Source organism: Marinobacter sp. SS21, from assembly GCF_028369065.1.
GTDB lineage: Bacteria > Pseudomonadota > Gammaproteobacteria > Pseudomonadales > Oleiphilaceae > Marinobacter.
The window spans coordinates 171,243-193,630 of the sequence record NZ_JAQNDA010000002.1 but is presented as its reverse complement, the minus strand read 5'-3'; the positions used below and the strand labels follow the sequence as shown (position 1 = coordinate 193,630).

The 22,388-nt window shown below is 58.8% G+C and carries 26 protein-coding genes; 17 read left to right on the top strand and 9 right to left on the bottom strand.

What is annotated here, in order from left to right; all coding sequences use genetic code 11:
- Window positions 1–42: 42 nt before the first annotated feature.
- The 3 genes from N6L25_RS03135 to N6L25_RS03125 all read right to left on the bottom strand — a co-directional run bounded on the left by N6L25_RS03135 (window position 43) and on the right by N6L25_RS03125 (window position 2,008).
- Window positions 43–459, bottom strand: a complete 417-nt coding sequence (locus N6L25_RS03135) for a hypothetical protein (RefSeq protein ID WP_271977756.1) — start codon at window positions 457–459, stop codon at window positions 43–45.
- Between the two features lie 408 nt (window positions 460–867).
- Entirely contained in the window at window positions 868–1,212 is a 345-nt protein-coding gene (locus tag N6L25_RS03130; protein WP_271977754.1) for a hypothetical protein, read from the bottom strand.
- A 193-nt stretch (window positions 1,213–1,405) separates the two neighbouring features.
- Window positions 1,406–2,008: a CAP domain-containing protein gene (locus N6L25_RS03125; protein ID WP_271977752.1), complete on the bottom strand. Its 603-nt coding sequence runs from the start codon at window positions 2,006–2,008 to the stop codon at window positions 1,406–1,408.
- 371 nt (window positions 2,009–2,379) lie between these two features.
- On the opposite strand from N6L25_RS03125, the gene N6L25_RS03120 reads away from it, so the two are divergent.
- The gene (locus N6L25_RS03120; protein ID WP_271977750.1) at window positions 2,380–3,519 is read left to right on the top strand and encodes an iron-containing alcohol dehydrogenase; all 1,140 of its coding nucleotides are present in this window, start codon (window positions 2,380–2,382) and stop codon (window positions 3,517–3,519) included.
- On the top strand, window positions 3,519–3,968 hold the full coding sequence (locus tag N6L25_RS03115) for an acyl-CoA thioesterase (protein ID WP_271977747.1): 450 nt from the start codon (window positions 3,519–3,521) through the stop codon (window positions 3,966–3,968). Before N6L25_RS03120 ends, N6L25_RS03115 begins: the two co-directional genes overlap by 1 nt.
- Window positions 3,969–4,361: 393 nt before the next feature.
- Here the strand turns inward: N6L25_RS03115 and N6L25_RS03110 are convergent, their stop codons facing one another.
- A complete protein-coding gene (locus N6L25_RS03110) occupies window positions 4,362–4,685 on the bottom strand; it encodes a putative signal transducing protein (protein WP_271977745.1) in 324 nt (107 codons plus the stop codon).
- A 361-nt stretch (window positions 4,686–5,046) separates the two neighbouring features.
- On the opposite strand from N6L25_RS03110, the gene N6L25_RS03105 reads away from it, so the two are divergent.
- Entirely contained in the window at window positions 5,047–5,343 is a 297-nt protein-coding gene (locus tag N6L25_RS03105) for a hypothetical protein (RefSeq protein ID WP_271977743.1), read from the top strand.
- A gap of 101 nt (window positions 5,344–5,444) precedes the next feature.
- Here N6L25_RS03105 and N6L25_RS03100 read toward each other — a convergent pair whose 3' ends face one another.
- Window positions 5,445–6,971 (bottom strand): hypothetical protein, encoded by a 1,527-nt coding sequence (locus N6L25_RS03100; RefSeq protein ID WP_271977741.1) that lies wholly within the window; start codon window positions 6,969–6,971, stop codon window positions 5,445–5,447.
- A gap of 304 nt (window positions 6,972–7,275) precedes the next feature.
- Here N6L25_RS03100 and N6L25_RS03095 point away from each other — a divergent pair, with 304 nt between their 5' ends.
- Both N6L25_RS03095 and N6L25_RS03090 read left to right on the top strand, forming a co-directional pair.
- Window positions 7,276–7,587, top strand: coding sequence for a DUF6316 family protein (locus tag N6L25_RS03095; protein ID WP_271977738.1), 312 nt, complete (start codon window positions 7,276–7,278; stop codon window positions 7,585–7,587).
- Window positions 7,584–7,817, top strand: a complete 234-nt coding sequence (locus tag N6L25_RS03090; RefSeq protein WP_271977737.1) for a hypothetical protein — start codon at window positions 7,584–7,586, stop codon at window positions 7,815–7,817. Before N6L25_RS03095 ends, N6L25_RS03090 begins: the two co-directional genes overlap by 4 nt.
- A 52-nt stretch (window positions 7,818–7,869) precedes the next feature.
- Here the strand turns inward: N6L25_RS03090 and N6L25_RS03085 are convergent, their stop codons facing one another.
- Complete coding sequence (locus N6L25_RS03085) at window positions 7,870–8,568, bottom strand: hypothetical protein (protein WP_271977734.1); 699 nt, start codon at window positions 8,566–8,568, stop codon at window positions 7,870–7,872.
- Window positions 8,569–8,876: 308 nt separating this feature from the next.
- On the opposite strand from N6L25_RS03085, the gene N6L25_RS03080 reads away from it, so the two are divergent.
- A complete protein-coding gene (locus N6L25_RS03080; RefSeq protein ID WP_271977732.1) occupies window positions 8,877–9,884 on the top strand; it encodes an MBL fold metallo-hydrolase in 1,008 nt (335 codons plus the stop codon).
- Here N6L25_RS03080 and N6L25_RS03075 read toward each other — a convergent pair.
- A complete protein-coding gene (locus tag N6L25_RS03075; RefSeq protein WP_271977730.1) occupies window positions 9,872–10,372 on the bottom strand; it encodes a DUF1499 domain-containing protein in 501 nt (166 codons plus the stop codon). The genes N6L25_RS03080 and N6L25_RS03075 overlap by 13 nt on opposite strands.
- 193 nt (window positions 10,373–10,565) lie before the next feature.
- Here N6L25_RS03075 and N6L25_RS03070 point away from each other — a divergent pair, with 193 nt between their 5' ends.
- Both N6L25_RS03070 and N6L25_RS03065 read left to right on the top strand, forming a co-directional pair.
- On the top strand, window positions 10,566–10,847 hold the full coding sequence (locus N6L25_RS03070; RefSeq protein ID WP_271977728.1) for a YebG family protein: 282 nt from the start codon (window positions 10,566–10,568) through the stop codon (window positions 10,845–10,847).
- 252 nt (window positions 10,848–11,099) lie between these two features.
- Window positions 11,100–11,279, top strand: a complete 180-nt coding sequence (locus tag N6L25_RS03065; protein WP_271977726.1) for a hypothetical protein — start codon at window positions 11,100–11,102, stop codon at window positions 11,277–11,279.
- Between the two features lie 18 nt (window positions 11,280–11,297).
- Here N6L25_RS03065 and N6L25_RS03060 read toward each other — a convergent pair whose 3' ends face one another.
- Window positions 11,298–12,038 (bottom strand): lysophospholipid acyltransferase family protein, encoded by a 741-nt coding sequence (locus N6L25_RS03060; protein WP_271977725.1) that lies wholly within the window; start codon window positions 12,036–12,038, stop codon window positions 11,298–11,300.
- A 356-nt stretch (window positions 12,039–12,394) separates the two neighbouring features.
- On the opposite strand from N6L25_RS03060, the gene N6L25_RS03055 reads away from it, so the two are divergent.
- The 5 genes from N6L25_RS03055 (at window position 12,395) to N6L25_RS03035 (ending at window position 16,534) form a co-directional block, all read left to right on the top strand.
- Window positions 12,395–12,760: a CidA/LrgA family protein gene (locus tag N6L25_RS03055; protein ID WP_271977722.1), complete on the top strand. Its 366-nt coding sequence runs from the start codon at window positions 12,395–12,397 to the stop codon at window positions 12,758–12,760.
- The gene (locus N6L25_RS03050; protein ID WP_271977720.1) at window positions 12,753–13,487 is read left to right on the top strand and encodes an LrgB family protein; all 735 of its coding nucleotides are present in this window, start codon (window positions 12,753–12,755) and stop codon (window positions 13,485–13,487) included. Before N6L25_RS03055 ends, N6L25_RS03050 begins: the two co-directional genes overlap by 8 nt.
- Window positions 13,488–13,575: 88 nt before the next feature.
- Complete coding sequence (locus tag N6L25_RS03045; protein ID WP_271977718.1) at window positions 13,576–14,223, top strand: hypothetical protein; 648 nt, start codon at window positions 13,576–13,578, stop codon at window positions 14,221–14,223.
- Window positions 14,224–14,459: 236 nt separating this feature from the next.
- Window positions 14,460–15,335 (top strand): DUF6160 family protein, encoded by an 876-nt coding sequence (locus tag N6L25_RS03040; RefSeq protein ID WP_271977716.1) that lies wholly within the window; start codon window positions 14,460–14,462, stop codon window positions 15,333–15,335.
- Window positions 15,336–15,700: 365 nt separating this feature from the next.
- The gene (locus N6L25_RS03035; RefSeq protein ID WP_271977714.1) at window positions 15,701–16,534 is read left to right on the top strand and encodes a hypothetical protein; all 834 of its coding nucleotides are present in this window, start codon (window positions 15,701–15,703) and stop codon (window positions 16,532–16,534) included.
- A gap of 29 nt (window positions 16,535–16,563) precedes the next feature.
- Here the strand turns inward: N6L25_RS03035 and N6L25_RS03030 are convergent, their stop codons facing one another.
- Complete coding sequence (locus tag N6L25_RS03030) at window positions 16,564–18,249, bottom strand: carbamoyltransferase family protein (RefSeq protein ID WP_271977711.1); 1,686 nt, start codon at window positions 18,247–18,249, stop codon at window positions 16,564–16,566.
- Window positions 18,250–18,492: 243 nt separating this feature from the next.
- On the opposite strand from N6L25_RS03030, the gene N6L25_RS03025 reads away from it, so the two are divergent.
- From N6L25_RS03025 to N6L25_RS03010, 4 genes are all read left to right on the top strand, one after another.
- Complete coding sequence (locus N6L25_RS03025; RefSeq protein WP_271977709.1) at window positions 18,493–19,299, top strand: hypothetical protein; 807 nt, start codon at window positions 18,493–18,495, stop codon at window positions 19,297–19,299.
- Between the two features lie 528 nt (window positions 19,300–19,827).
- Window positions 19,828–20,379 carry an isochorismatase family protein gene (locus tag N6L25_RS03020; protein ID WP_271977708.1) on the top strand — a complete coding sequence of 184 codons (552 nt, stop codon included), beginning with the start codon at window positions 19,828–19,830 and terminating at the stop codon, window positions 20,377–20,379.
- Entirely contained in the window at window positions 20,376–21,749 is a 1,374-nt protein-coding gene (locus N6L25_RS03015) for a nicotinate phosphoribosyltransferase (protein WP_271977706.1), read from the top strand. Before N6L25_RS03020 ends, N6L25_RS03015 begins: the two co-directional genes overlap by 4 nt.
- 126 nt (window positions 21,750–21,875) lie before the next feature.
- Window positions 21,876–22,358, top strand: coding sequence for a DUF2244 domain-containing protein (locus N6L25_RS03010; RefSeq protein ID WP_271977704.1), 483 nt, complete (start codon window positions 21,876–21,878; stop codon window positions 22,356–22,358).
- Window positions 22,359–22,388: the final 30 nt, after the last annotated feature.

The following is a 22,388-nucleotide window of genomic DNA, read 5'->3' as shown; positions in this document are numbered from 1 at the left end:
GTGGGCAATGATGCTCAAGATTAAGCGGGGCTGGTTTCCTGCTCAGCAGTTGCCCCGTCGTCGCCACACACGAGCCTGGAAGGCTCCCAGGCTCAGCAATCCGAGTCCAATCAAGACCAGGGTCGCCGGCTCTTGCACCAGGACGACGCGTCTATACATCGACGCCTCAGGTTCGGCGTCACGGGAAGAAAACCGATAAATCAATGTTGAACCGGTTGAAAATGCAACGTCAACCGACGTATCGCCGGGGCTCCAGCCCCACACCAAACGGCTCCCGGTCACTTCACCGATGTATAAATAAGTGACGCATGCTCCAGTCACTGCATCATTCAGTGGACAGGATTGATTCATTTGCCCGTAGCTGGCAATTCCGGCCGCGTCGCTGCGCACCGGATCGGCCTGGGAGGTCGCCGCCAGGCAAAGCATAACCAAGGCTCCTAGCCTATTGAATCCAAACATTTCAGCTGATTCTCTTGATGGCGTAACTCTGTGGTTGCCCACGCGCTCCAGACCCCGGGAACGGCGCGACACGGCACGACGCGTATGCGCTGGGGGTTGGAGCTGCCGTGGGCATGCCCGGAGCACTGCAAGATCCAAACCAGCAGGAGAACCCAGAAGATTTCAGGACCTTGGAAAAGGAGACGCCGGCCGCCCCAGGGTCAATGTATAAAACCCTGACATCAACCTATGCCGCCCTCCGGGAAAGGGATGGTCGTTAGCGGGCGAGAAGAACCAGCCTCGAGACGGCAGTTTACCGGTGCCAGCGCTTACCGGTGACGACGGGCCAGGACTGGCACGAACGGGGGAACGTCGGGTGAAAGGTGTAAACTGGGATGACGCCAGGCTCTCCCGCCCCAACAGGTCGGATCAGGAGTAGTACAGCGCCGTGTCACACTCACCACAGAAATGGCCGCGATGACCGGTCTGCACCTTCAGGTCCCGGGCCTGGATTTGATCGCTGCCGCATTCGTAGCAGGCCACCTGGTCGCCACTCACCGCTTGCGGATACGTTGACTGATACCAGTTGAGGGTCATGGACTGCAACTTCCAGAGTTTTGGCAGTCGCGTCATCATGACGGATGCGGGCACCAGAATCAGCATCGCGCCCAGGGTCATAATTTCCGGAGCGGCCCCGCTGCCCATGGCCTGAACAAGAACCAATGCGCCCGCCAGCATGAACATCAGGCAAAGGCCGGTAATAGACAGTTTCAAAGTTGCAGGTTTCATGTCGAGACAAGTAAAAGCTGGTTAATTTTTGAGCCAGCAAGGTTACTTGTTTGTACAATCTGTGTCCAGCGTTGGACTGTGTCCAACGGCGAGCTACGGCAATCCGCCAGACTGCGATCCGGCCCTGCCCCGGGCGGGCCCCGTCCCCGAGGCAACGAGCGGGCGGTTTAACCCAGGGTCAACGGGGCGTGGCAAAGACCTGGGTCCAATAGTTCTCGTAATCGGCACTGGAAGTGTCGATTCGACTCACCGCGACGACCTCAAAGCGGGGGTCCATGATGTTGCGGCAATGGCCGGCGCTATCCAGCCACCCGCCCATCACCTCGCCGACAGTGTCGAATCCAGCGGCAATGTTTTCACCCACCACGCTCCACTCGTAACCGGTACTATCCACCCGATGGGAAACCCGCAAGCCATCGGAGCCGGTATGGCTGAAGAAGTTATTGCTGGCCATATCGATGCTGTGGGCCCGAGCCGCCGGCTGAATGCTACAGCTATAGCGCAACGCCGGTGCCGGATCGAACCGTTGACCACCACAACTGCGCCCCGCAGCCCGTACCTTGTTTAGCTGGGCCAGCATCTCTTGCTGGTAGGTGGTGAGCGCACACCCAGGCTCGCGGTTTGATGCAGACGCCTGTTGGCTGGGCTGAGCGGATGCTTCCGCCCGGGAATCAGCCACTGCGTTAGACTTTCCAGAATCACCGCCACCACCACCACTACCACCACCACAGGCGGTCAGCACTGCCGTTACCGAAATCAGTAAGATACTCTTGACGTACATATTGACCCCTGCGTGCTGATGTCCAAGTATTGGCGCCAGTTTGCACAGATGTACGACAAAAAATCGTGACAGATCTCCCAGCTTACATCTCACTACATTCCGGTACAGTCTGAAAGAAAACAACCCCTCACGGAAACCTGCGACAGGTCATAAAAGGCCCGCCAGCAAGAATGTTTTTCAGTTACGTTTCATAAGGTTAAGCAATACACCACCATCCCCCCCTGTCGCTTACGGATAACGTTTGGTAAAACTAGAAATCACGGTGGCCAGCCTTCAACTGTTGCGGCGTGTTACGGGAAACTAAAACGCTGTAAAACGAGGCTACGAAATCGAGCCTAAATCACAAATTCCAATAAAAACAGGAGCTCACAATGTCCGCTTTCCAGTTCTCCACCACCCGGAGCCTGTTATGTGAACCCGGTGCCAGCCAGCAACTGGGTGACCAGGCCCGAGCCCTGGGGATGACCCGACCATTCCTGGTAACCGATGCCGGAATTCTGGCCACAGGCATTCTCACGCCGGCACTGAGCAGCCTTGAGCAAGCGGGGCTTGCCATTGCCGTCTTCAGCGACGTGATTGCGGACCCTCCCGAGCATGTCGTCGAAGCCGCGCTCGGAGCTGCCCGGGAACATCAATGCGACGGCGTGATCGGCCTGGGTGGCGGCAGCGCCATGGATACCGCCAAGCTGGTGGCCCTACTGCTCAGGAGTCCACAACCGCTGGCGGACACCTACGGCGTCGGCACTGCCCAAGGCGATCGTTTGCCCCTGATACAGGTACCAACCACAGCCGGCACCGGCTCTGAGGTCACGCCCATTGCCATAGTCACCACCGGCGAGACCACCAAGGCAGGGGTAGTGGCACCGCAACTATTACCGGATCTGGCGCTGCTGGACGCGGAGCTCACCCTGGGGCTTCCAGCGGCCGTCACCGCCGCCACCGGCATCGACGCCATGGTGCATGCCATTGAGGCCTACACCAGTCGTCACCGCAAGAACCCGTACTCCGACATGCTCGCCCGCGAGGCCCTTCGCCTGCTCTCCGGCGCCATCCACACAGCGGTGACCAAGGGGCAGGATCTGGCCGCGCGTCATGACATGCTGCTTGGCGCCATGCTGGCGGGCCAGGCCTTCGCCAACGCACCGGTCGCGGCGGTCCACGCCCTCGCCTATCCGTTGGGAGGAATTTTTCATATTCCCCACGGGCTCAGTAATGCCCTGGTGCTTCCTCACGTCATGCGATTCAACCAACCGCAAGCGAACGAATTGTACGGCGAGCTGGCGCCTATCGTGCTGCGCGACAGCAACCGCACCGCCACCGACCTGATCGACTACCTGGCGGGTCTGGCCGGCGCACTGGGCCTACCAGACCGGTTGCGCGATGCCCAGGTCCCTCAGGATGCCATTCCACAGCTGGCACGGGATGCCATGTTGCAGCAGCGGCTGTTGGTGAATAATCCGCGAGAGGTTACTGAAGCGGACGCACACGCCATCTACGAGGCTGCCTGGTAATGAGCAACCATCGAACCCTGCCCGAGTCACGGGAGCACTATCACTGGTTTACCCCCATCACCACCCGTTGGCACGACAACGACCTGTACGGCCACGTCAACAACGTCACCTATTACGCCATGTTCGACACGGTGGCCAATCGCTACCTGATCGAACAGGGTGGACTGGACATCCATCAAGGCCCCTGCATCGGCCTGGTGGTGAATTCCGGCTGCAGCTACTTCGCTCCGATTGCCTTCCCCGACGCCCTGGAAGGGGGGCTCAGAGTGAACCGGTTGGGGCGCAGTTCGGTGGAGTATGGGCTGGCCATTTTTCGCAAGGGCGAGACGACGGCCGTTGCCCAGGGCCACTTCGTGCATGTATTTGTCGATCGGGCGACCCGCCAGGCCATGGCCATGCCGGAACCGCTGCGAGGCAGCCTGGCAGAAATCAGCAGCGAACGTTGCTAAGGAGCCTCTGATTAACTCCGAATCGCCTCTGCGCGATCTGAAGGCTGTAGATGCAAGACGCGGTTCGCAGCTAATGGCCGTCGCCCTTGGCAAGAGCCGCAACGCCGCAGGTGCAGCCTTCAGAGCGCGCCCTGCGGGGCGTTCAGAGCCATCCACACTCGGCGTTGCGCCTTTTTGCAAGGTCCAGACATTACTGCCAAGTCCAGACATAACTAAAAAGTCGCGCCTTGATTGTGAATGGCTCTGAATGCCAGAGGTGATCCGGAGTTAATCAGAGGCTCCCTAAGAAAAAGGCCCCCGCCAGGGAGTCAACCGGGGGCTCAAAACCAACGAAGGGCTGGTAGGTAAAAGGTCAGTGGCCCTAGATACGTCTACAAAACAATCAGGGCCCAACTACCAACTCACCGCCAGAAACAGGGCCAGCACGATCAACAACAGGATGGCGAGAAATCCACGGGCATAGCGGTCCACCGTTTTATTTGGGCGCGGTCGACCCAGTAACCGTGGCGAGGAGCGTTCATATTCACCCACAATTTCGCGGGCCTTTGGGTAGTCGTCATCGTCAACGTGCACATTGGTAAAACCGGATGCGCCAATTTCACCCATGGCACCCTGAAGAAAATGGCCGCCGACATGAGATTCGATGCCACGGGCTCGCAACAAGCCAGCCACAATATGGGCTTCGGCCAGGTCTTTGGCACGGTACGCAATCCGCACAGGCAGCTCCCTTTTCAATCTCATACGACACCATAAGTCTAGGTGAGCGGCTGCAGCAACGCATTGAAGATCCGCAAGTTGAATGATCGGCGAGCCAGGAGGAAGTCCCGTCAAGAGCGGTAGCCGTGGCGATGACGTACACTTTCAGTAGCGGTTGCGGTGAAGGCCGGCAACAGTCGTGCGGCCCGACGCCACCCCGCTCAGTGCTTGGCACGCAATTCCAACGCGACGTAAAACCAAATTAACCCGTCGCCGACGAACTTTGCCGATTTTCACTGTCCAACTGATACGAATTCAGAATCGAAACTTTTTCAGTCATGGATTCGTATCAAGAAGAGCAAACGCAAACGGAGGTTCGATCATGGTCATTCAGCGCATGATGCTCTTTGCTTCAGCCACTGCATTCGCGTTCGCTTCGGCCTTTGCTGTCGCCGAGGGTCAGGCGGACCGACGCAATGAAACCGGTGTGACCCAGCAGGCCGACCCGATCAAGGAAATTCATCAGACCTATGGCGCAACCGCTGCTGGCCCGACCAGCGACGAAGGCATGATGAAGGACACCCAAGCCCTGGAGGACTCCTGGGGTATCGATTTCCCGGAGCATGTAGAAACCGCCCACGAAAGGAAACGCTATATCTTCGACTCCGAGGATTTCTAAGCGCAAGCCGGTGAACCCGGCACATGTGGCGCCGGGTTCACTTTTCTACCGCCTGTTGATTCAGCGCCGATACGCCGGTACAGGCGCCGCCTGTCGGGTCGTCAGGGCACTGCGCTGACCCGCTCGAACTGGTCCAGGTCACGGGAAAATGCCTCATGGGCATCATAAACCAGTTGCCGCAACTCATCCGACACACGGGCATTAGGGATGATGCGATTGTTGACGATTCTCATGCCGACACGGACCAGGAAGTTATCCAGCCCCTCGAACGAACCTTCAGCATTAAGTCGCGCCGACTCGCCATCCTGTGATTCCTTCAATTCCAACGACCCGGCAATGCCATTGCCATTATTGCCCTTACAGGCCACCGTCAGAAAGTCCACAATCAGTTCGTCGATTTGTTGGGGGATGAACACGTCAATCAGGTCGGGCGGCACCATGCCCAGGGCCCGTCCGCCGACCCGAATCCCTGGAACGTCCTGAATTCTCCACTCAAAACGGGCGCCCGTGGCGGTTGGAAGGTAATCAACCTGAGCCGTCATACCCTGAACATTGGCGATAATCCCTAGAATATTCATTTGGCTGTTCAGCCGGACGGTCAACCGCTTGGGTTGCTTGGGATCGAACGGTTCGGAATCGGTGATCGGCTTACCATGGCGGGTCGGCAGCACCTGGCCATCGCTGATCGACATCGCCAGGCGCCCTCGAAGGGTCTCGGTGTCAAACGCCAGGGACATCAACTGGCCGTGGTCATCGTAGACCCGAAGCTGAAACTGCAACAGGTTGTCGAGCTGATCCAGGTACTCCGAGAGCGAGGGGTAGGCATGGCGCAGTCGATCCGGGTCCAGCATGAACACGGCGGCGACCTCTCGATGATCTCCGTGACTGCCTCCTGAAACCAGCAACCCTTCCACCTGTCCCAGGCCCGCGATCAGGTTCCACATATCCGGATAGGCGGCCCACAAAGGCGCCAGCACTTCCACCTCCCGCGGGTCTAACTGAGGATTCATCGAGCGTACCAGAGAGCGGTAACGCTCAGCGGGCACCGATCGGTTCCCGGAAAAACTTGGGTCGTTCTCCGCCATCAACCGCAGGGTTTCGCGCGTCGCCTGCACCATGGATGGCCAGGTAATGCCACCGAGGCCAAGCTCAAGGTTGCCATTCAGCAGATAATGGGTGGCGCTGGACGCATCGATCTCTTGGGCCCGAATCCGGGCCTCAAAATCCCCCAGCCCCCAACCGGCGGATGCCGCGTCGGTGGCCAACGGCTCCGGCCCAATACGGTATACCCCGCGATCTGCGGCCCCGAATACCCGAAGCTGGCGCCATTGCGCCTGCTCTTCCGGCAACAGCCGGTAGAAGCCTTCCAGATCAAAACTTTCCAGCGAACCCCAGAGGTCATCAACGAAGCTCTGGGTCTGTTGATGGTACTCGGTATGGTCCATCATCAGCCGCTGCAAAGAGACATAGTCCCTGAGCCGTGATACCGCCAAATCGGCGTTCCCCTGACCCGTGAGTTCAACCGGAGGCCGCCAGGCGCGTTCAATCACGTCATTGGGTACGGCAACGGTCACCGTGGGAAGCAGCAGACTCGTGGCCAGCAGCCACGTACAGATTGTCTTGGTCATGAAGATACCGGAGGTTCTATTTGTTGTTTTGGATTCGGCAATTCCAGATCCGTTCCGGGCCAGTATAAAAGCTTACCCGGCAATGTCCGTTGGCGTGCTGCCGCTGATCCCCGGCAATGGGGTCAATGCCGGATCACCCCAGACGGGACGGGAACGGATGCCTGCAGGTGCGACCTAGCGGCCCAAATTGACAATTTTTTTATGGAACGATTGTGACCTATTCGACGTTTTCTCTGCGAAGGGCGCACGATGCACCCAACTTATAACAAGACAAAAAAACAGCGAATGTACAGGGGAAAAACACATGACGAGTCAAGCAGTACGCTCCGGCGAGCTTTACCAAGTGGAAAAAAGACTTCTGGAAAAGGAAAATCAGTGGTACGTCCGTACTCGCGAGGTTCCCGAACTGGGCCCATTCAGCAGCCGGGATAAAGCCATTGCGGGCCTGTACCAGCATGTCGCCCAATTTGGCCACCTCCCCCGCCCCAGCTTTATCGATACCGCGCACACCGCCACCATCCATCGTATCGACGGCTGCGATACCCCTGACTGCGCCCTGTGCGATGAGCTCAGCCTGCTCCAGAACTACACCCTGCCACGAGCCCACGGTCTGTGAACAACGAAGTCGCGGTCACGCAATCGTTTCAAATCAGGCATCGCTGGCGAGTCGTCCTTTCGACGATCATCTTCATCGTTGGCCTTTGGGCCTACCTCGCCGTCGTCGAAATTCGCAATCCCGACCGTCCGTTAGCGATTCATGGGGATACGGCTTCCGCCATGTTCTGGTCAGGCAAGCCCCAGGGCAAGCTTGAGGAACAGATGGATACGATCAAGAAGCTGCCGTAACCACCTTCCCCGTGACGAACCTCTCCGCAGCCAAGGGAAGGCAGCGGAACCGTCAGCTCTCCGGTGTATGAATCAAACTCTCCAAGTGATACGACAGCTCCATCAGCTGTTCGTGCTTGAGATCCCGCAGTAACCGGTCAATCAGCTTGCGGATCCCTTTTTCCGCCGTACTGATGCCCACATCCGCGGTTTTCTTGCTGACCCGCCCCATACTGACCTTACTGGTAGGTTGGCGGTAATAGTGGACGATGCTGAGGTCGACAATTTCACACAGCGCATCAATGACGCCGTCAATATACGCAGAGGTATCGGATTCCGTACGTACCTGGGCAATCAGAGCGAGCGCGCGCTGGTGCAGTTCCGCGTGTACGCTGAACACCAGATGCGGTTCAGCGCTGCCCGGCCGCTGCCACAGCATGTGCTCCAGGTAAGCGCTGAGTTCTTTCAGCTCTTCATCGGAACGCTTGCTGAAAAACTGCTTAATCACCATCTGAATCGCGGCCAGGATCGCTTTGATTCCGGTATCCGCAGTCTTTTTCAGGGCTGGTGTGAGTGGCACGATTTCCGTTGGCCGGTAGTAATAGCTCTGTAGACCATGCTGGGTGAGTTTGACCACCACCTGGGCCGCTTCCTGACTCAGCTCACGGGTGCTTTGACCGTTATCGGTTTGAATGCGGCGGGCCGTTTCGCGGGCGCTGGTGTGCAGATCCTGATCAATGGGAAATCCCCAAAGCGCGTTTGCTGTCGTCATTATTTTCGCCTTCATTGATGGACAGGTGAGTTAAGGAGCTTCTGGATAACGCTGCAACGACTATGACAAAAGTATTTCGCGCACAAAGTGGCCAAACCTTGACAGGATGTGGGGTACTAGAGTCAATGAAGCCAAGTCCCGGCGTCATCGGCTTCGGCACTCAGCCCGACGCAGGGGCTGTGTCAATTGCGCAGACTCCCACCTAAACTGTTGCGGCCCCCTGGGAAGAACGTCGTTCAGGTTCTGCCGACTGGCGAAACTTTCAGGCCGACCGCGCCAGGGATTACTTCGAGGCTCGTCCACCCAATATGACCATAGACCGAAAACGCCTGGCTGCACTGGCAGCCGCCGTCCCGAGCGCCAACTCTCGCTTCCAGAATCTGGAACCGGTACCGTCGCATGGCCTCAGGGACTTTCTGAGATGGCAACTGGCGCCGGGTCGACGCTTCCCAATGGGCAAGCAATATCACCTGCTACGCCCCGATGCCCATTTGTTGTCCCAGCCGCCGCCAGATGCGCAGCTGACCTGGCTGGGTCATTCCTCGTTCCTTTTCCAATACCAGGGATTCAATGCACTGACTGACCCTGTTTTTTCGGAGCGGGCCAGTCCATTCCGCTTCGTCGGTCCCCGGCGCTATACCCCCGCGGCCCTGAAGGTAGCGGAGCTGCCACCAATCCACCGGGTACTGATTTCCCATAACCATTACGATCACCTGGATGAAGCCACCGTAGAAAAACTGCACCGACGGTTCGGGGACGCGCTTCAGTTTTGCATTCCGATGGGATTGAGGCACTGGTTCGAACGACGGGGTATTCACAACTTGGTGGAACTCGGCTGGTGGCAATCCGAAATGCTGGGCCACGACACCGAGGTGTTCTGTCTGCCTGCCCAGCATTTCAGTGGCCGCTCGGCGCTCGACGGCAACACCACGTTATGGTGCAGCTGGCTGATGGAAATGGACGGTTACCGCTTCTATTTTGCTGGCGATACCGGCTATGGCGGGGTATTCCGTCAGATTGGGGAGCTCTTTGCCCCCATTCATTTAGCCCTCATTCCCATTGGCGCCTACGAACCGCGCTGGTTCATGGCGCCAGTTCACGTTGCACCGGAAGAAGCCGTCCACATTCATCGGGATATCGGTGCCCGGCAATCGGTCGCCATGCACTGGGGCACCTTTGTGCTCACCGATGAACCGATGGACGAGCCGCCCCGTCGATTACGGAAAGCGCTGGCTGAGCAAGCCGTGGCGGAAAGCTGCTTCAGGGTCATGCAGCATGGTGAAACCCTGGTATTTCCGGCCAATTATGGAGATTGAATCGTCAATCTCAGACTGCGGCGAATTTGCTCCAGTCGATCCCGGTTGGCCCCGAAATCGGAGTAGCCAATCCGCGAGGCAGAACGAACGTGAATGAGCCCCAGGTCAGGCCGGAACTGAAACTCCAGGTCATCCACGAAGCGCAGGAAACGGGACGTGGCCTCTGCCCGCAAGTAATTTTCATCCTGCTCAACAACCCGCAAATTCGGTTGTGCCGATAAAACCAGTGGCAACGATGACCAGGTTACCGGGCTGGCGACCAACGGGGCGATGTAGCGATCCTTGTCGCGATAGTCGCCGAGGCTGGAAACGCAATTATGCTTGGCCGGGCACGACTGCAGTTCGTTGTTAACCCCAAGCCCCAGCGTATCCGGCGCCGGGCTGGTACAGCCAAGCAAAACGCCCAGACAACTGGCCAGCAACACGCGTTGACGCCAGCGTTTCCGTGGGTGAGCCACCATGCCCAACTGCCCCCTTCCGTCATCCATGAAGTGTCATCCTGTTTCGCTATATACGAACGAGTACCGGTGCAGATTATAACTATAGGGCATATTCGGCGCGACGGATCATTCTATACTTAGCCAAAACACTGTTTTTATGTACAGCATTATCAGGTAAACTGCTGACCGAATTTAATCGCCGTTGTCGGCCTTAGGCCGGTAACCCCATGGAGATGCATCAATGGCAGTACAAGCACTGTATTACTCAGAGAGGGATGGACTGGACATGGCGCTGAAGCACCCGGAAACCATGCTGTTTTCATCCAAGTCCGATGCCGACGCCCGGGATAAGATCCTGGAACTGGCGGAGGAGATCACCCAGTTTCTGCAAGCCAGGGTAGACGGGCTGGGTGAGGAGCTGGCCGAAAAGGCTGCGATGGCGATTGCTGAAGAAAAAGAGCTGTTCGCCAGAGCGCTAAAAAAACCCACCTTACTCAACCAGGTCCCCGAGCAGGAAAGCTGAAGGCCCTGCTGAAGAGAATGGTGGCCGACTAACGCAGCCGGAAAGTTGTGTGAGCTGTGTAAGTCGTGAGAGCTGTGTGAGTCGTGAGCGTTACATGAGTCGTGAGCGTTACATTAGTTGCCAGCGTTACATGAAATGCGAGAGTTACCCCAGCTTCTAGAGCTGCGCGAATTACAAAAGTTGCAACAGCGCCAGGAAGGTGGAAGCATTAGGAAACTCACCAAGGCCTCAGGCTCAGTAGACGACGTAAACATGGCCACCATTCTCCCGTTCAAGAAACCGGTACGAAAAGCACCCCGCAAAGGCCTGTGCCAACATGACTTCCACAAATGGGAAGTGTGCAAGGAAAAGCAGTTCGACGTGAAGGAGGGCAAGCTGGTCACCGTCTATCGCTGCCAGCGCTGCGGCAAACAGAAAGTGAAGGCACACTGAACCCGCCGAAGTTATTGTTCAGAGCGCTCCCTTAAAATCCGCCGCGATGATCCGACGTACCCGTTCCACCATCTGATCCAACGATTCAACGGAATGGCCTTGCTGATCGGCCGTCGCAGGCTCGATAGGCGGATGAATGATGATCTCGATGGGACCAGGTGTGAACACCGGCCGGCCCTTGGGCAGCCGCGCCCGGGAGTGATTGATGGTGATGGGGAGGATTGGCAGTCCGCCTTCCCGGGCCACCAGGAATCCACCAACCTTGAACGGCAGCATCCGGCCATCGATGGACCGGGTTCCCTCCGGGAAAAACAGCACCCCGGTGCCAGGCGGCAATCGGGCGACCCCCTGCTGAATGCTACGCAGCGCCTCATGGCCCTGGGAGCGATCGATGAACAGATTGCGGGACGCCTCTAGGGCAAATCCGAACAGCGGAATTTTACGCAGCTCCTGCTTGATCACCCAGCGGTATTGCAGCCCCAGGCTGAGCACCAGTGCCGGCGGATCGAAATAGGACTGGTGATTGCTGACAATCACATAGCGAGTATCGGGCTGAATGTGCTCGCGTCCCCGCACCTCCAGCCGCACTCCGGCCAGTTTCAGCAGACACCAGGCCCACACCTTGGTGAGGTTAAACGCCAGGTTGCCAGTGCGCCCCAGCATCGCCGCCAGGATCACCGGCCCGGCCAGCAACAACGTCAACGCAATCGCCCAAAAAAGTAACCAGGCCATTTTCAGTCGATCCACCATTGACGTCATGCATGGCTCTCCAGTTCCACCGTCCCGCAGTCCATTCAGTGTCGGACCCAACCGGGCTCACTAGGAGTATAGTGGACGGTGTGGGAACCCCGGTTGCTCACGATCCCTCCTTTACCCCCCCCCTTACCGCACCTTAATCAAATCCTTGCCGGCATCCAACCGGTGCTCCGTCGAAACGGGGCGTGGACCTGCAGCCAGTAATCCAGCGGAAACTGCTCCGGCATTTGCGAGACCATCTGATACTGGCATCGCTGCCGCGGAGGAGGCATACTGCGGCCGTTTTTCAGCCGCTTCACCTCATTATCGTGCCGCGGCGAGATTCCCCTCAGTTTCAGACAGACATTCAAGGCCACCCCATGCCCATGTTACGAGGCTTTCTGACCCTCCTGTTGTTCCTGATCCTGGGGGAAGGTCTGCGTTTCATGTTCAGCTGGCCGGTGAGTGGCGGCGTGATCGGCATGCTGCTGCTGACCAGCTGGCTGATGCTGACGGGCGGCGCCAGCGACGCACTCGCCAACGCCAGCCAGCAACTGATCTCGATTCTGATCCTGCTGATCATGCCCGGCGTGGTCGGGGTCTTTTTCCTGGGTGATCGATTCGATGGCCAGTGGACCGCCGTCGTGGTGGGACTGATTGCCGGCACCTTTCTCAGCGTGCTGACCACCCTGCTGGTGCTGCGTCGCCTGATATCGAAGCAGCCGGCGGGAGAGCGCTGTGACTGAGTTTTTACAGCGACTGGGTCACACCCTCCCTCATCTGCAGCAAAGCCCTGCATTGTCGGTATTGCTTACGCTGATCGCCTACTTTGTGGCCGTGGCGGTATTTCGTAAGCTGCGCCAACCGGTTTGGTGCCCGCCAGTCCTGCTGGCCGGCCTGCTATTGGCCGCCATGCTGTGGCTAGGCTCCATCAGCTATCCGAACTACCAAGCTGGCGCGACCTGGCTGACCTTCCTGCTCGGCCCGGCAACCGTAGCCCTCGGAGTGCCGCTGTACCAGCAGTTCCATCACGTGCGCGCGCTCTGGAAGCCGATCCTTGTGACCATCCCCCTGGCTGCCACGGTGGCGGTCATTTATGCCCTGGCGATCGCCTGGGCACTGGGTGGCTCCAGCGAAGTACTGGCCTCGTTGGCCCCCAAATCCGTCACTGCTCCAATCGCCATTGGCATCAACCAGCAGATCGGTGGTTCGGTATCGTTACTGATGGGCGGACTGCTGGTCACCGGCGTTGTCGCGTCACTGTTCGTGGATTGGCTGGCCTCTCGCCTGGGCATCACCGATGACCGTCTGATTGGCCTGACCCTGGGCATTAATGGCCACGCTATTGGCACCGTACGGGCCTTCGAAATCAGTGCCCAGGCGGGTGCCTTCTCGTCCCTGGGCATGGGCTTAACCGGTATTTTTACCGCCCTGACGCTCCCCATTGCGCTGCAGTTACTGAACATTCTGTAGCTGGCAACCTGTTGCCCATTCGTGCTGCAATACGTCAAATAATCGCACCTCGACATTAGCGCTACCCATAACAATACGGAGCTCGACAATGATCACCCTTCGACAGATCACCCTTCTGGCCTTGCTCGCGCTCGCCAACCTCGCCGTGGCCAGCCCCGGCGAGGATTCGGCGCGCACGACGGTGTTCCGCTCAATCAGCGAATCCGAACGAGAAGTGGTGCTCGGCAATCTGCAGCACTTGCTGGAATCGTCGATCGACGAAGCCCTTGAGCAGATTCGCCGTCAGGGTGGCATCCGTCCCTTTGCGTATATCGGGGACTACGAAGGAGGCGGGCGATTTATCCGTCTGTCCAGCGAGCAACAGATACCGCCAGATGTCGCAGCTCACGCGATCCAGAAAACCGTGGTCCAGGGCGCCCTGGAAGGAACCCTCATCGCCAGTCTGCTGTACATCACCACCGACAGTAGCCCGTCGTTAACCGAGGAACTGCTGTCCAGGTTTCAGGAGCAGTTAACCGCCGAGGGCCGGGACATTGCCCACGTACGCTACCTGTTGATCGAAATGCAGCATCTGGCCGGCCTTGGCCTCTTGCATGTGGTGCCGTACTGGCAGGAAAACGGAGAGTGGCGGGTCGGCAACGCGGTGCAACAGGTGATCGAGCCCCGACTGCACGATTTGGTGAAGTCGACGCTGGGAATCGGAACTGCGTCACAAAACCCAGGTAAAGAATTGTGAAAGGGTTCGCCATCACGTAGTCAAGCGTCGCCAGACACGCTATGTTTTGAGCTGTCTGGATCAGACACTCCGCCTAGAGACAGCGGGGCCAGACTAGAAAAAAAGAAAGCGATGCAGAAAAAAGAAGCGCGAACAGCGTCACCATAAGAATAACAACCGTTCTCGGAACACTGATCAACATCAGCAAAGGATGGCCAATCTGCTTTCATCCTGAAATTTGCCCGAGGACAATAACAATGCCTTCAGTAACAAAACTTGCGTGCGCTGTAGTAGCAGCGACAACCGCTTTGCCTGTCATGGCGCAGGGTCTGGTTCCAATGGACGACACTGCGATGGGGAATGTAACCGGCCAGGCCGGAATCACCGTGGAGGTGGACGCCAACATCAATATTGATCGAGTCGCCTACTCCCAGAACGATGGCGGCGTCGGCATGGGCGCCCTGCTGATCGACAACATCCGCATCTCAGGCTGGCAATCCGGCACCGATGGCTCCGGCAATCCGATCTACGACAATCTCGAACTGCAGATTGATGTCGACATCGCGGCCAACGGCGATGCGGTGATCAAGCTGGGCAACCGGGGTACCACCGATCCATTCCAGGTGGGCATTGGTATCGACAGCATCGGCCTGGGCACCAACATGACTGATGCCCCAGGCACCACCCTGATCTCCAACCTGGAAATTCAGGCTTTGGTAGGTGAAACCACCATTACCGCCACCAACACCAACCCGTTTGCCGGCGGCGGCAACACCGGCTCATTGGTTATTGAGTCTTCATTCGCAGTCGACAACCTGGAAGCCGACGTGGATATGATCGGCCTCAAGCTGCGGGATGTGCGGGTAGCTGCCGGCGGCAACCTCGACACGCTGATGAGCGGCGGCGCCATTACCAGCGCCATGATGGCCTCCAACACGATCACCATTGGCTCCGGTAATCGCCTGAGCGACACCGCTGGCGCACAACCCAATGCCATGCGCCTGTCGATCGGCGATTCCAATCTGGACGTGTGGATGGGGGATGTCCAGGTCGGCGGCGGCAGTGTCGGCTCGGTGGCTGTGCAGGGGCTAACCATGGCCGGCAGCGAAATTGCGGTGTACGGTCGCCCTTGAGCCATCGCTTCACTGCATCCAGAGGGGGAGCCTGCGCTCCCCCTTTTGCTGTTCCGAACCGGTTGTCCCAAACCCGGTGTCCCAAACCCGCTGTCCGGAGCCCTCCCCTCAAGCCTGACTGACCTTATCCTGAACAACGATACCACTTGGGAGCCTCTGATTAACTCCGGATCTGCTCTGGCTTTCGGAGCCATTGCCAATCAAGGCGTGACCTTGCAGTAGTGCCGGGGTCGTTCAAGCAGTCGCAACACCTCAGGTGCAGCCTTCAGAGCACGCAGAGGCGATTCGGAATTATGCAGAGGCTCCCTTGCGCTTTTCAACGCGATAAACCAGCCTAACAGAAGTCGTCCCACGTGAGGCTCGCCATGGCCGCCTCCCCCCATGCCTATATTGGTGCTCTCGTCTTGCTCGGCCTGTCGGTCAATGTGCTGGCCGAGGTAGGTTTCAGCGTCGATGCCACCGATCGCAATGAGCGGGTCGGTTACCGGGAAAGCCGGCTTCAGCTGGACTCCACTCCGAGCACCCCCCAGGGCACCCACTGGCTTGCCCACCATAATTACCGGGTATTCGCGCTGCCAGAGGTCAACGGGAGCGCTGCCGCAGCCAATGGCCATGTGCACACCCTCGCCCTGCACGGCCAGCGCTCGCTCCACTCCTGGCAACTTGAGCTCGCCCCGGTGCTGGCGGTTTCGTCCAATATCCTGCGTAACCTCAAGACACTGTCCCTCAGCGACTGGCAGCTACAGGGATCGGCAGTGCGGGCGGTGGACCTTTCCAGCTGGGGCAGCGGAATGTGGGGCGTTCGCGTCGACAGCCGGCTGGGCGACTACCGGCCTTACCCCACCGCGCAGTGGCGACAAGCATTCTCCAACGGTAGCCAACTCGCCCTGGGCGTACCCGACAGCAGCGCCCTATGGCGCTGGCACCCCCAGCTAACCATGCGCCTGAGCCTGGGACCGGATGGCGGCCAATGGCGTGTCCGCGATGACGCCCTCCGCCAGGCAGGCGAATTGCGGCAACGCCGCTGGCACTCCAGTCTCGCCGTGGAATGGCAACTGCTGGCGTCCCTGCGACTCCGCCTGGGCGCCAGCTACTATTTCCGGGAACGGTGGCGGTACCAGCTGAGCGACGGCGCCAAGGTTCGGCTCAACCGCCCAAATCACACCGCCCTGTGGCTGGGCATAGCCGTGGTCCATTGATTGACAAACCGGACGACCATTGGCCCGACCTACTTGTGGACGATGAAATCGTCGATGACCAGCTTGTCCAGGCCCGTGGAGAAGAAGCAGCGGATGGCATGCAAGGGCGACTCGACAATCGGCTCCCCCATGATGTTAAAGCTGGTATTCAATACCACCGGCACCCCCGAAAGCTTGCCGAACTCGTTGATCATGCGGTGATAGAGCGGATTGGTCTCGGCATGCACCGTTTGCAGCCGGGCGCTGCCATCAACGTGGGTAATCGCGGGCACGGTCGATTGCTTGTCCTTCCGGACATAGCAGACCTTCAGCATGAACGGGTCTTCCACCTCAATGTCAAAAAACGCCTGGCGGTGCTCCACCGGACAGGAGGGAGCAAAGGGACGATAGGCTTCCCGGTGTTTGACCTCGGCATTGATCTTGTCTTTCATCCCCGGCAGGGTCGGGTCCGCCAGGATGCTGCGGCTGCCCAGGGCCCGCGGGCCAATTTCCATGCGGCCCTGGAACCACCCCAGAATATTGCCTTCCCGCAGCAGCTTGGCGGTATCCACACAGACATCGTCCGACCGTTCGTAGGAGACTTTGCATTCCTTCAGGATACGCTCGATCTCGTCGGACTCGTAGGAAGTGCCCAGATACGGGCTGTTGTGGTAGAAGCGATGCTTCTGCTTGAGTATCCCGTTGTAGAGATAGTAAGCCGCGCCGATGCAGGTACCGTTGTCGCCAGCCCCCGGCATCACGTATACATCCTTGAATCGGGTCTCCCGCACGATCCGGCCATTGGCCACGCTGTTCAGGGAAACTCCGCCGGCGATCACCAGGTGCTCGGCCTTGGTTCGCGTCTCCAGAATTCGACACATGTCCAGAATTCGGTCTTCCAGCACCTGCTGGAATGCCGCCGCGACATCGTGGTGATGCTCCTCGAAAGGTGCCTGCGGGTGCCGGGGCTTGCCGAAGGTATCAAAAAACTTCTGGCTGCAGCGCTGATGGCCATAGTTCTGGAACTGGAAATAACTCAGATCCAGCTCTATTTTGCCCTCGCTGGTAATCCGCACCAGCTTGCTGACCTGGTCGTAGAACCGGTCCGGGTTGCCGAAGGGGGCCAACCCCATGGTTTTGCCTTCATCGTAATTCGGCTGAAATCCGCAGAACTGGGTGGCGGCTTCGTAAAAGGAACCCAGCGAATGGGGGAAGAAACTCTCGGCAAACACATCAATCTGGCTGCCCCTGCCCCCCCCCAGCATGGCGGTGGACCATTCGCCAGAACCGTCGATAGACAGCAACGCGGCGTTGTCGTAGGGCGAGACAAAATAGCTTCCGGCAACGTGGGAGAGGTGATGCTCCACATAATGAATCCGCGGGCCAACACCGTTGGACCACTTCGACTTGTACCAGCGCCGAAACGTGGTCTGCTTGGAAAATATGCCCCAGAACTCATGTTTCAGGAAGGGCTTGGCACCCTTGGTCAGAGAGGCGGCGTACACCAGCTTCTTGGCAAGGTCTTTGTACGGCGCGATGGACAGCGCCACATGGTCGATGTCGTCATAGGACAGGCCCGCTATTTCAAGGCATTTGTCTATCGCCGTCACGGGGAACTGAAACGTGTGTTTCCTGCGGGTGAAGCGTTCCTCCTCCAAGGCAACTATGAGTTCGCCGTCTTTGACAATGCAGGCGGAGGTATCGTGAAAAAAATAATTAATGCCTAAGATGTTCATGTCAGTCCATTTCCTTTTATTCCGCATTCCTTGACCTTACCGACTTTACCGACAGAACACCGTTACACTCAAGCACCGACTGAAACGCCCGCCTAAGCGGCGACACCACTGATTTGCCCTGCAGCTCCCTAAGCATAGCGCCAACGTGTAAAATCGATGTTGAACTGGAGCATATATACGATGAACAGTTGCGGTTTGCCCCCGATACAGCAAGGCAGAGGCCGGAATCCGTCGAGCGATGCCATGCCCAACTCGCCAACACTCAACGCCAAAGCGCCCCGGCAACACCAACCCGTGAGCGCCATCGTGTCGGCGCTCGCCCAAGGCCTGGTGCTGTCCCTGGTGATGGTCCAAGCCTGGGCTCAGGATCTGCGGGCCAGCGTTGCCTACATCCCCACCCTGGCGGAATCGCCCACTGAAGGGCCTTTCATTGAATTGGTGAACGCCATCGATGAGGTCTACTCAGCTGGCACCATTTCCATTGAAGTTTTTCCCTTCGCACGCTCCATTCAGAATGTCACCAGCGACATGGCGGATTTTCATCTACCCATGCTCAGAAGCCCGCATTACTCGGATCAGGGCCGCCCCTTCCGGTTGATGAATAAGCCAATGGGACAGGTTTGCCTGGTGCTTTACTCCCACGTGGACATGCGGCTGAGGCCGCAGCAGCTGTACCGCGTCAAGAATGCACAGATCTACCCGTACCACCTCTCCGTCGTCCGTGGCAGCGCCCAGTTCATTGATCTCCCGGTAGAGGAAGTCACCCGAATAGAACAGGGACTGCAACAGGTGGCTCTGAGGCGGATCGATGGATTTCTGGGGGCCCAGGAAGAAGCAGACCATGTGTTACGGCAGCTTCAATTAAACACCATTCACCGAACGCTGTTTGAGTGCTACGACGATGTGATCATTCTGCCACGCGGCGATCGCGGCAGACGTACCGAAGCCATTCTCCAGCAGGCGCTGGAGACCCTCGAAGCCCAGGGCAGGCTCAGCGAGCTGCACCGGCGGGTTCATCAACCCTACCAGGACTGGCAGATCTACGACTAAGCCGGCCGCCTCATCCCCGAGCCAACCTTTTGCTCTTTCCCCGGTCTAACTTACCAGTAGGAGTCGAGGCTTGTTAAATGCAGGGTTTGAGCCCACAGTTACCGAGGGAGTCTCTGATTAACTCCGAATCGCCTCTGCGCGATCTGAAGGCTGTAGATGCAAGACGCGGTTCGCAGCTAATGGCCCTGTTTTGATAAAGAACTTGGCCTTGGCAAGAGCCGCAACGCCGCAGGTGCAGCCTTCAGAGCGCGCCCTGCGGGGCGTTCAGAGCCATCCATACTCGGCGTTGCGCCTTTTTGAAAGGTCCAGACATTACTGCCAAGTCCAGACATGACTAAAAAGTCGCGCCTTGATTGTGAATGGCTCTGAGTGCCAGAGGGGATCCGGAGTTAATCAGAGGCTCCCTAACGGCTGACACGGTAATTCGATGAGGACGCTTGTTTTCAAAGGCAGCGGTTACCAACCTGCGCAGTCCTCCTGAGAAACAGCCCCCTTGAGAAACAGTCCCCTTGAGAACAGGAGGACGTCATGAGCACTTCCGAAGCTCTGCTGCTGGTGGACATCCAAAACGATTTCTGTGAGGGCGGCTCGTTGGCCGTGCCCGACAGCGATGCCATTTTCCCCATGGTCAACGCCGAAATCGCTCGAGCGCAACACGACGGCACCTTGATCATCGCGTCCCGTGACTGGCACCCGGTTGACCACTGCAGCTTCCAGGCCATGGGTGGTCCGTGGCCGCCACACTGCGTTCAGGACACCGCCGGGGCGGCGTTTCACCCCGCTATGACCCTGCCCGCCGAGGCGATCCGGGTCAGCAAGGGCAGCGCGTTCGATCAGGACGCCTACTCGGCGTTTGAAGGCACCGGCCTGGCCAAGTTTCTTCAACAGCGCGGGATAACCCAGCTTCGGGTCGTCGGGCTGGCACTGGATGTCTGTGTCGCCGCAACGGTGCGCGACGCGCTCCAGCATGGTTTGGCGGTGACGCTGCCCCGGGGCGGAACCCGAGCGGTCCAGCAGGCGGAGGCCGACAGCGTCTTCGACGAGCTTGCCACTCTTGGCGCCAGGGTGGTCTCGGCATGAGTGACTCGGACCATCACGACTTGCTCCCGTCCAGCGATTGGCCATTGATGGTCGATCTCTACGAACTGGCCATGGCGCAAGCTTACTGGCAAGCCGGTCGCGATGGCGTCGCCGTTTTCAGCCTGTTCTACCGCCAGCAGCCAGCGCACCGAAACTTCATGCTGGCCTGCGGCCAACAAAGCGTGTGTCGGGTGATCCGCAACATCCACTTTGGCCAGGACCAGATCCAACGGCTCCAGCAGCTGGATATGTTCCAGCCCGAGTTTCTCACCTGGTTGACCGAGTTCCGCTTCACCGGCGATATCCATTGCCTGCCGGAGGGCACCCCGGTATTTGCCCAGGAGCCGTTCCTGGAAGTGCAGGCACCGGTGATTGAAGCCCAGCTACTGGAAAGCCTGGTGATGAATTACGTGCACCTGGAAACCTTGCTGGCCTCCAAGGCCGCCCGCATGGTGTCGGCCGCCGGAGACCGTCCGGTCATTGATTTCGGCATGCGACGCATGCATGGGCTCGATGCCGCCTACCGGGGTGTACGCGCCTATAAAATTGCGGGACTGGCCGGCACCAGTCATGTCCTGGCCGGGCAGGATTTCAATCTGCCGGTACGCGGGACCATGGCCCACAGCTTCATCCAGGCCTACGACAACGAATTGGCGGCCTTCCGCACCTATGCCGCGTTGTACCCCGGTACGACATTGCTGGTGGATACCTACGACACCCGGCGTGCGGTGGAACGGATCATCCGATGGCTGGCTGCGGACGCCGGGGCTCACATCAGCGGTATCCGACTGGATTCCGGCGATCTGGCCGAGCAGGCCCGGTACTGCCGCCAACGACTGGACGAGGCCGGCTTCGAGCACATCCGCATCCTCGCCAGCGGCGGGCTCGACGAGTACGCCATTCAACAGATCGTGCGCACCGGAGCCCCCATCGATGGCTTCGGGGTGGGTACCGCACTGGGCTCGGTGAGCGATTCGCCGACACTGGATCTGGCCTACAAGCTGACCGAATATGACGGCCAGCCGCGCATGAAGCACTCCCCGGGCAAGCAGTCGTTCCCTGGTGCGAAGCAGGTTTACCGCCAGCACGATCACCTGGGTCACTGCAGCGGCGACATCATCACCGGGCGACACGAAACCTGCGACGGCGAACCGCTGTTGGTCCCGACCCTGCGGGCGGGCAAACTGGTGCCCGGCGCCATCGCCAGTCTCGAAGACAGTCGGCGCTACTGCCACGAGGCCCAGCAGAAGCTGCCCAAGGCCCTGCACAGCCTGGACGAGGACGTACCCTATCCGGTCACCATCAGCGAGCACCTCCACTCGGTGCAACAGCAGGCCTTGACCGAGCGTCACGGAACGGACCTTCCATGACATCCCAGATATCCATGGACAGTGGCGAGCACCACCCCGGCGCTTCGGCTTGGGAGACTTGCCGTTCGATAGCCGATTCCCCAAAGGCAGACCGTCATGGTGCGACTCCTACCCGGAAGCCAGGAGATGCGTCTGATACTGGCTCCCAACCGTTCGCTGAGCTGGCACGGTAACGTCGCTATCTGGATAGCGCTGGCGTTGTTGGCGTTGCTGGTTGCCGTCGGCATGGCGCTGATCGGCGCCTGGGTGGTACTGCCGTTCGCCGGCATCGAGCTGATGGCGCTGGCCACCGCCTTGTATTACACCGCCCATGCCTGCCAACGCCAGGAAGTCCTGATCATCTCGGACCACCAACTTCGGCTCGAGAAAGGACATCGCCGCAAACAGGCCGAATGGTCGCTGCCCCGCAGCTATACCCGGCTGCATCTGACGCCGGGCGCTCACCCCGAGTCACCACCGAAACTTTTTCTGGTTCACCGGGACACCTCGCTCCCGCTGGGGGAATTTCTCAATCGCACCGATACCGAAGCGCTGATCGCAATATTGGAACGTCAGGGAATCCGGGCAGAACGTCAATTACGCCCACCATCGCTCTGGTTCTGGTATTGAATCCCGCGGCCGATGCCACGGCTGGGCCGA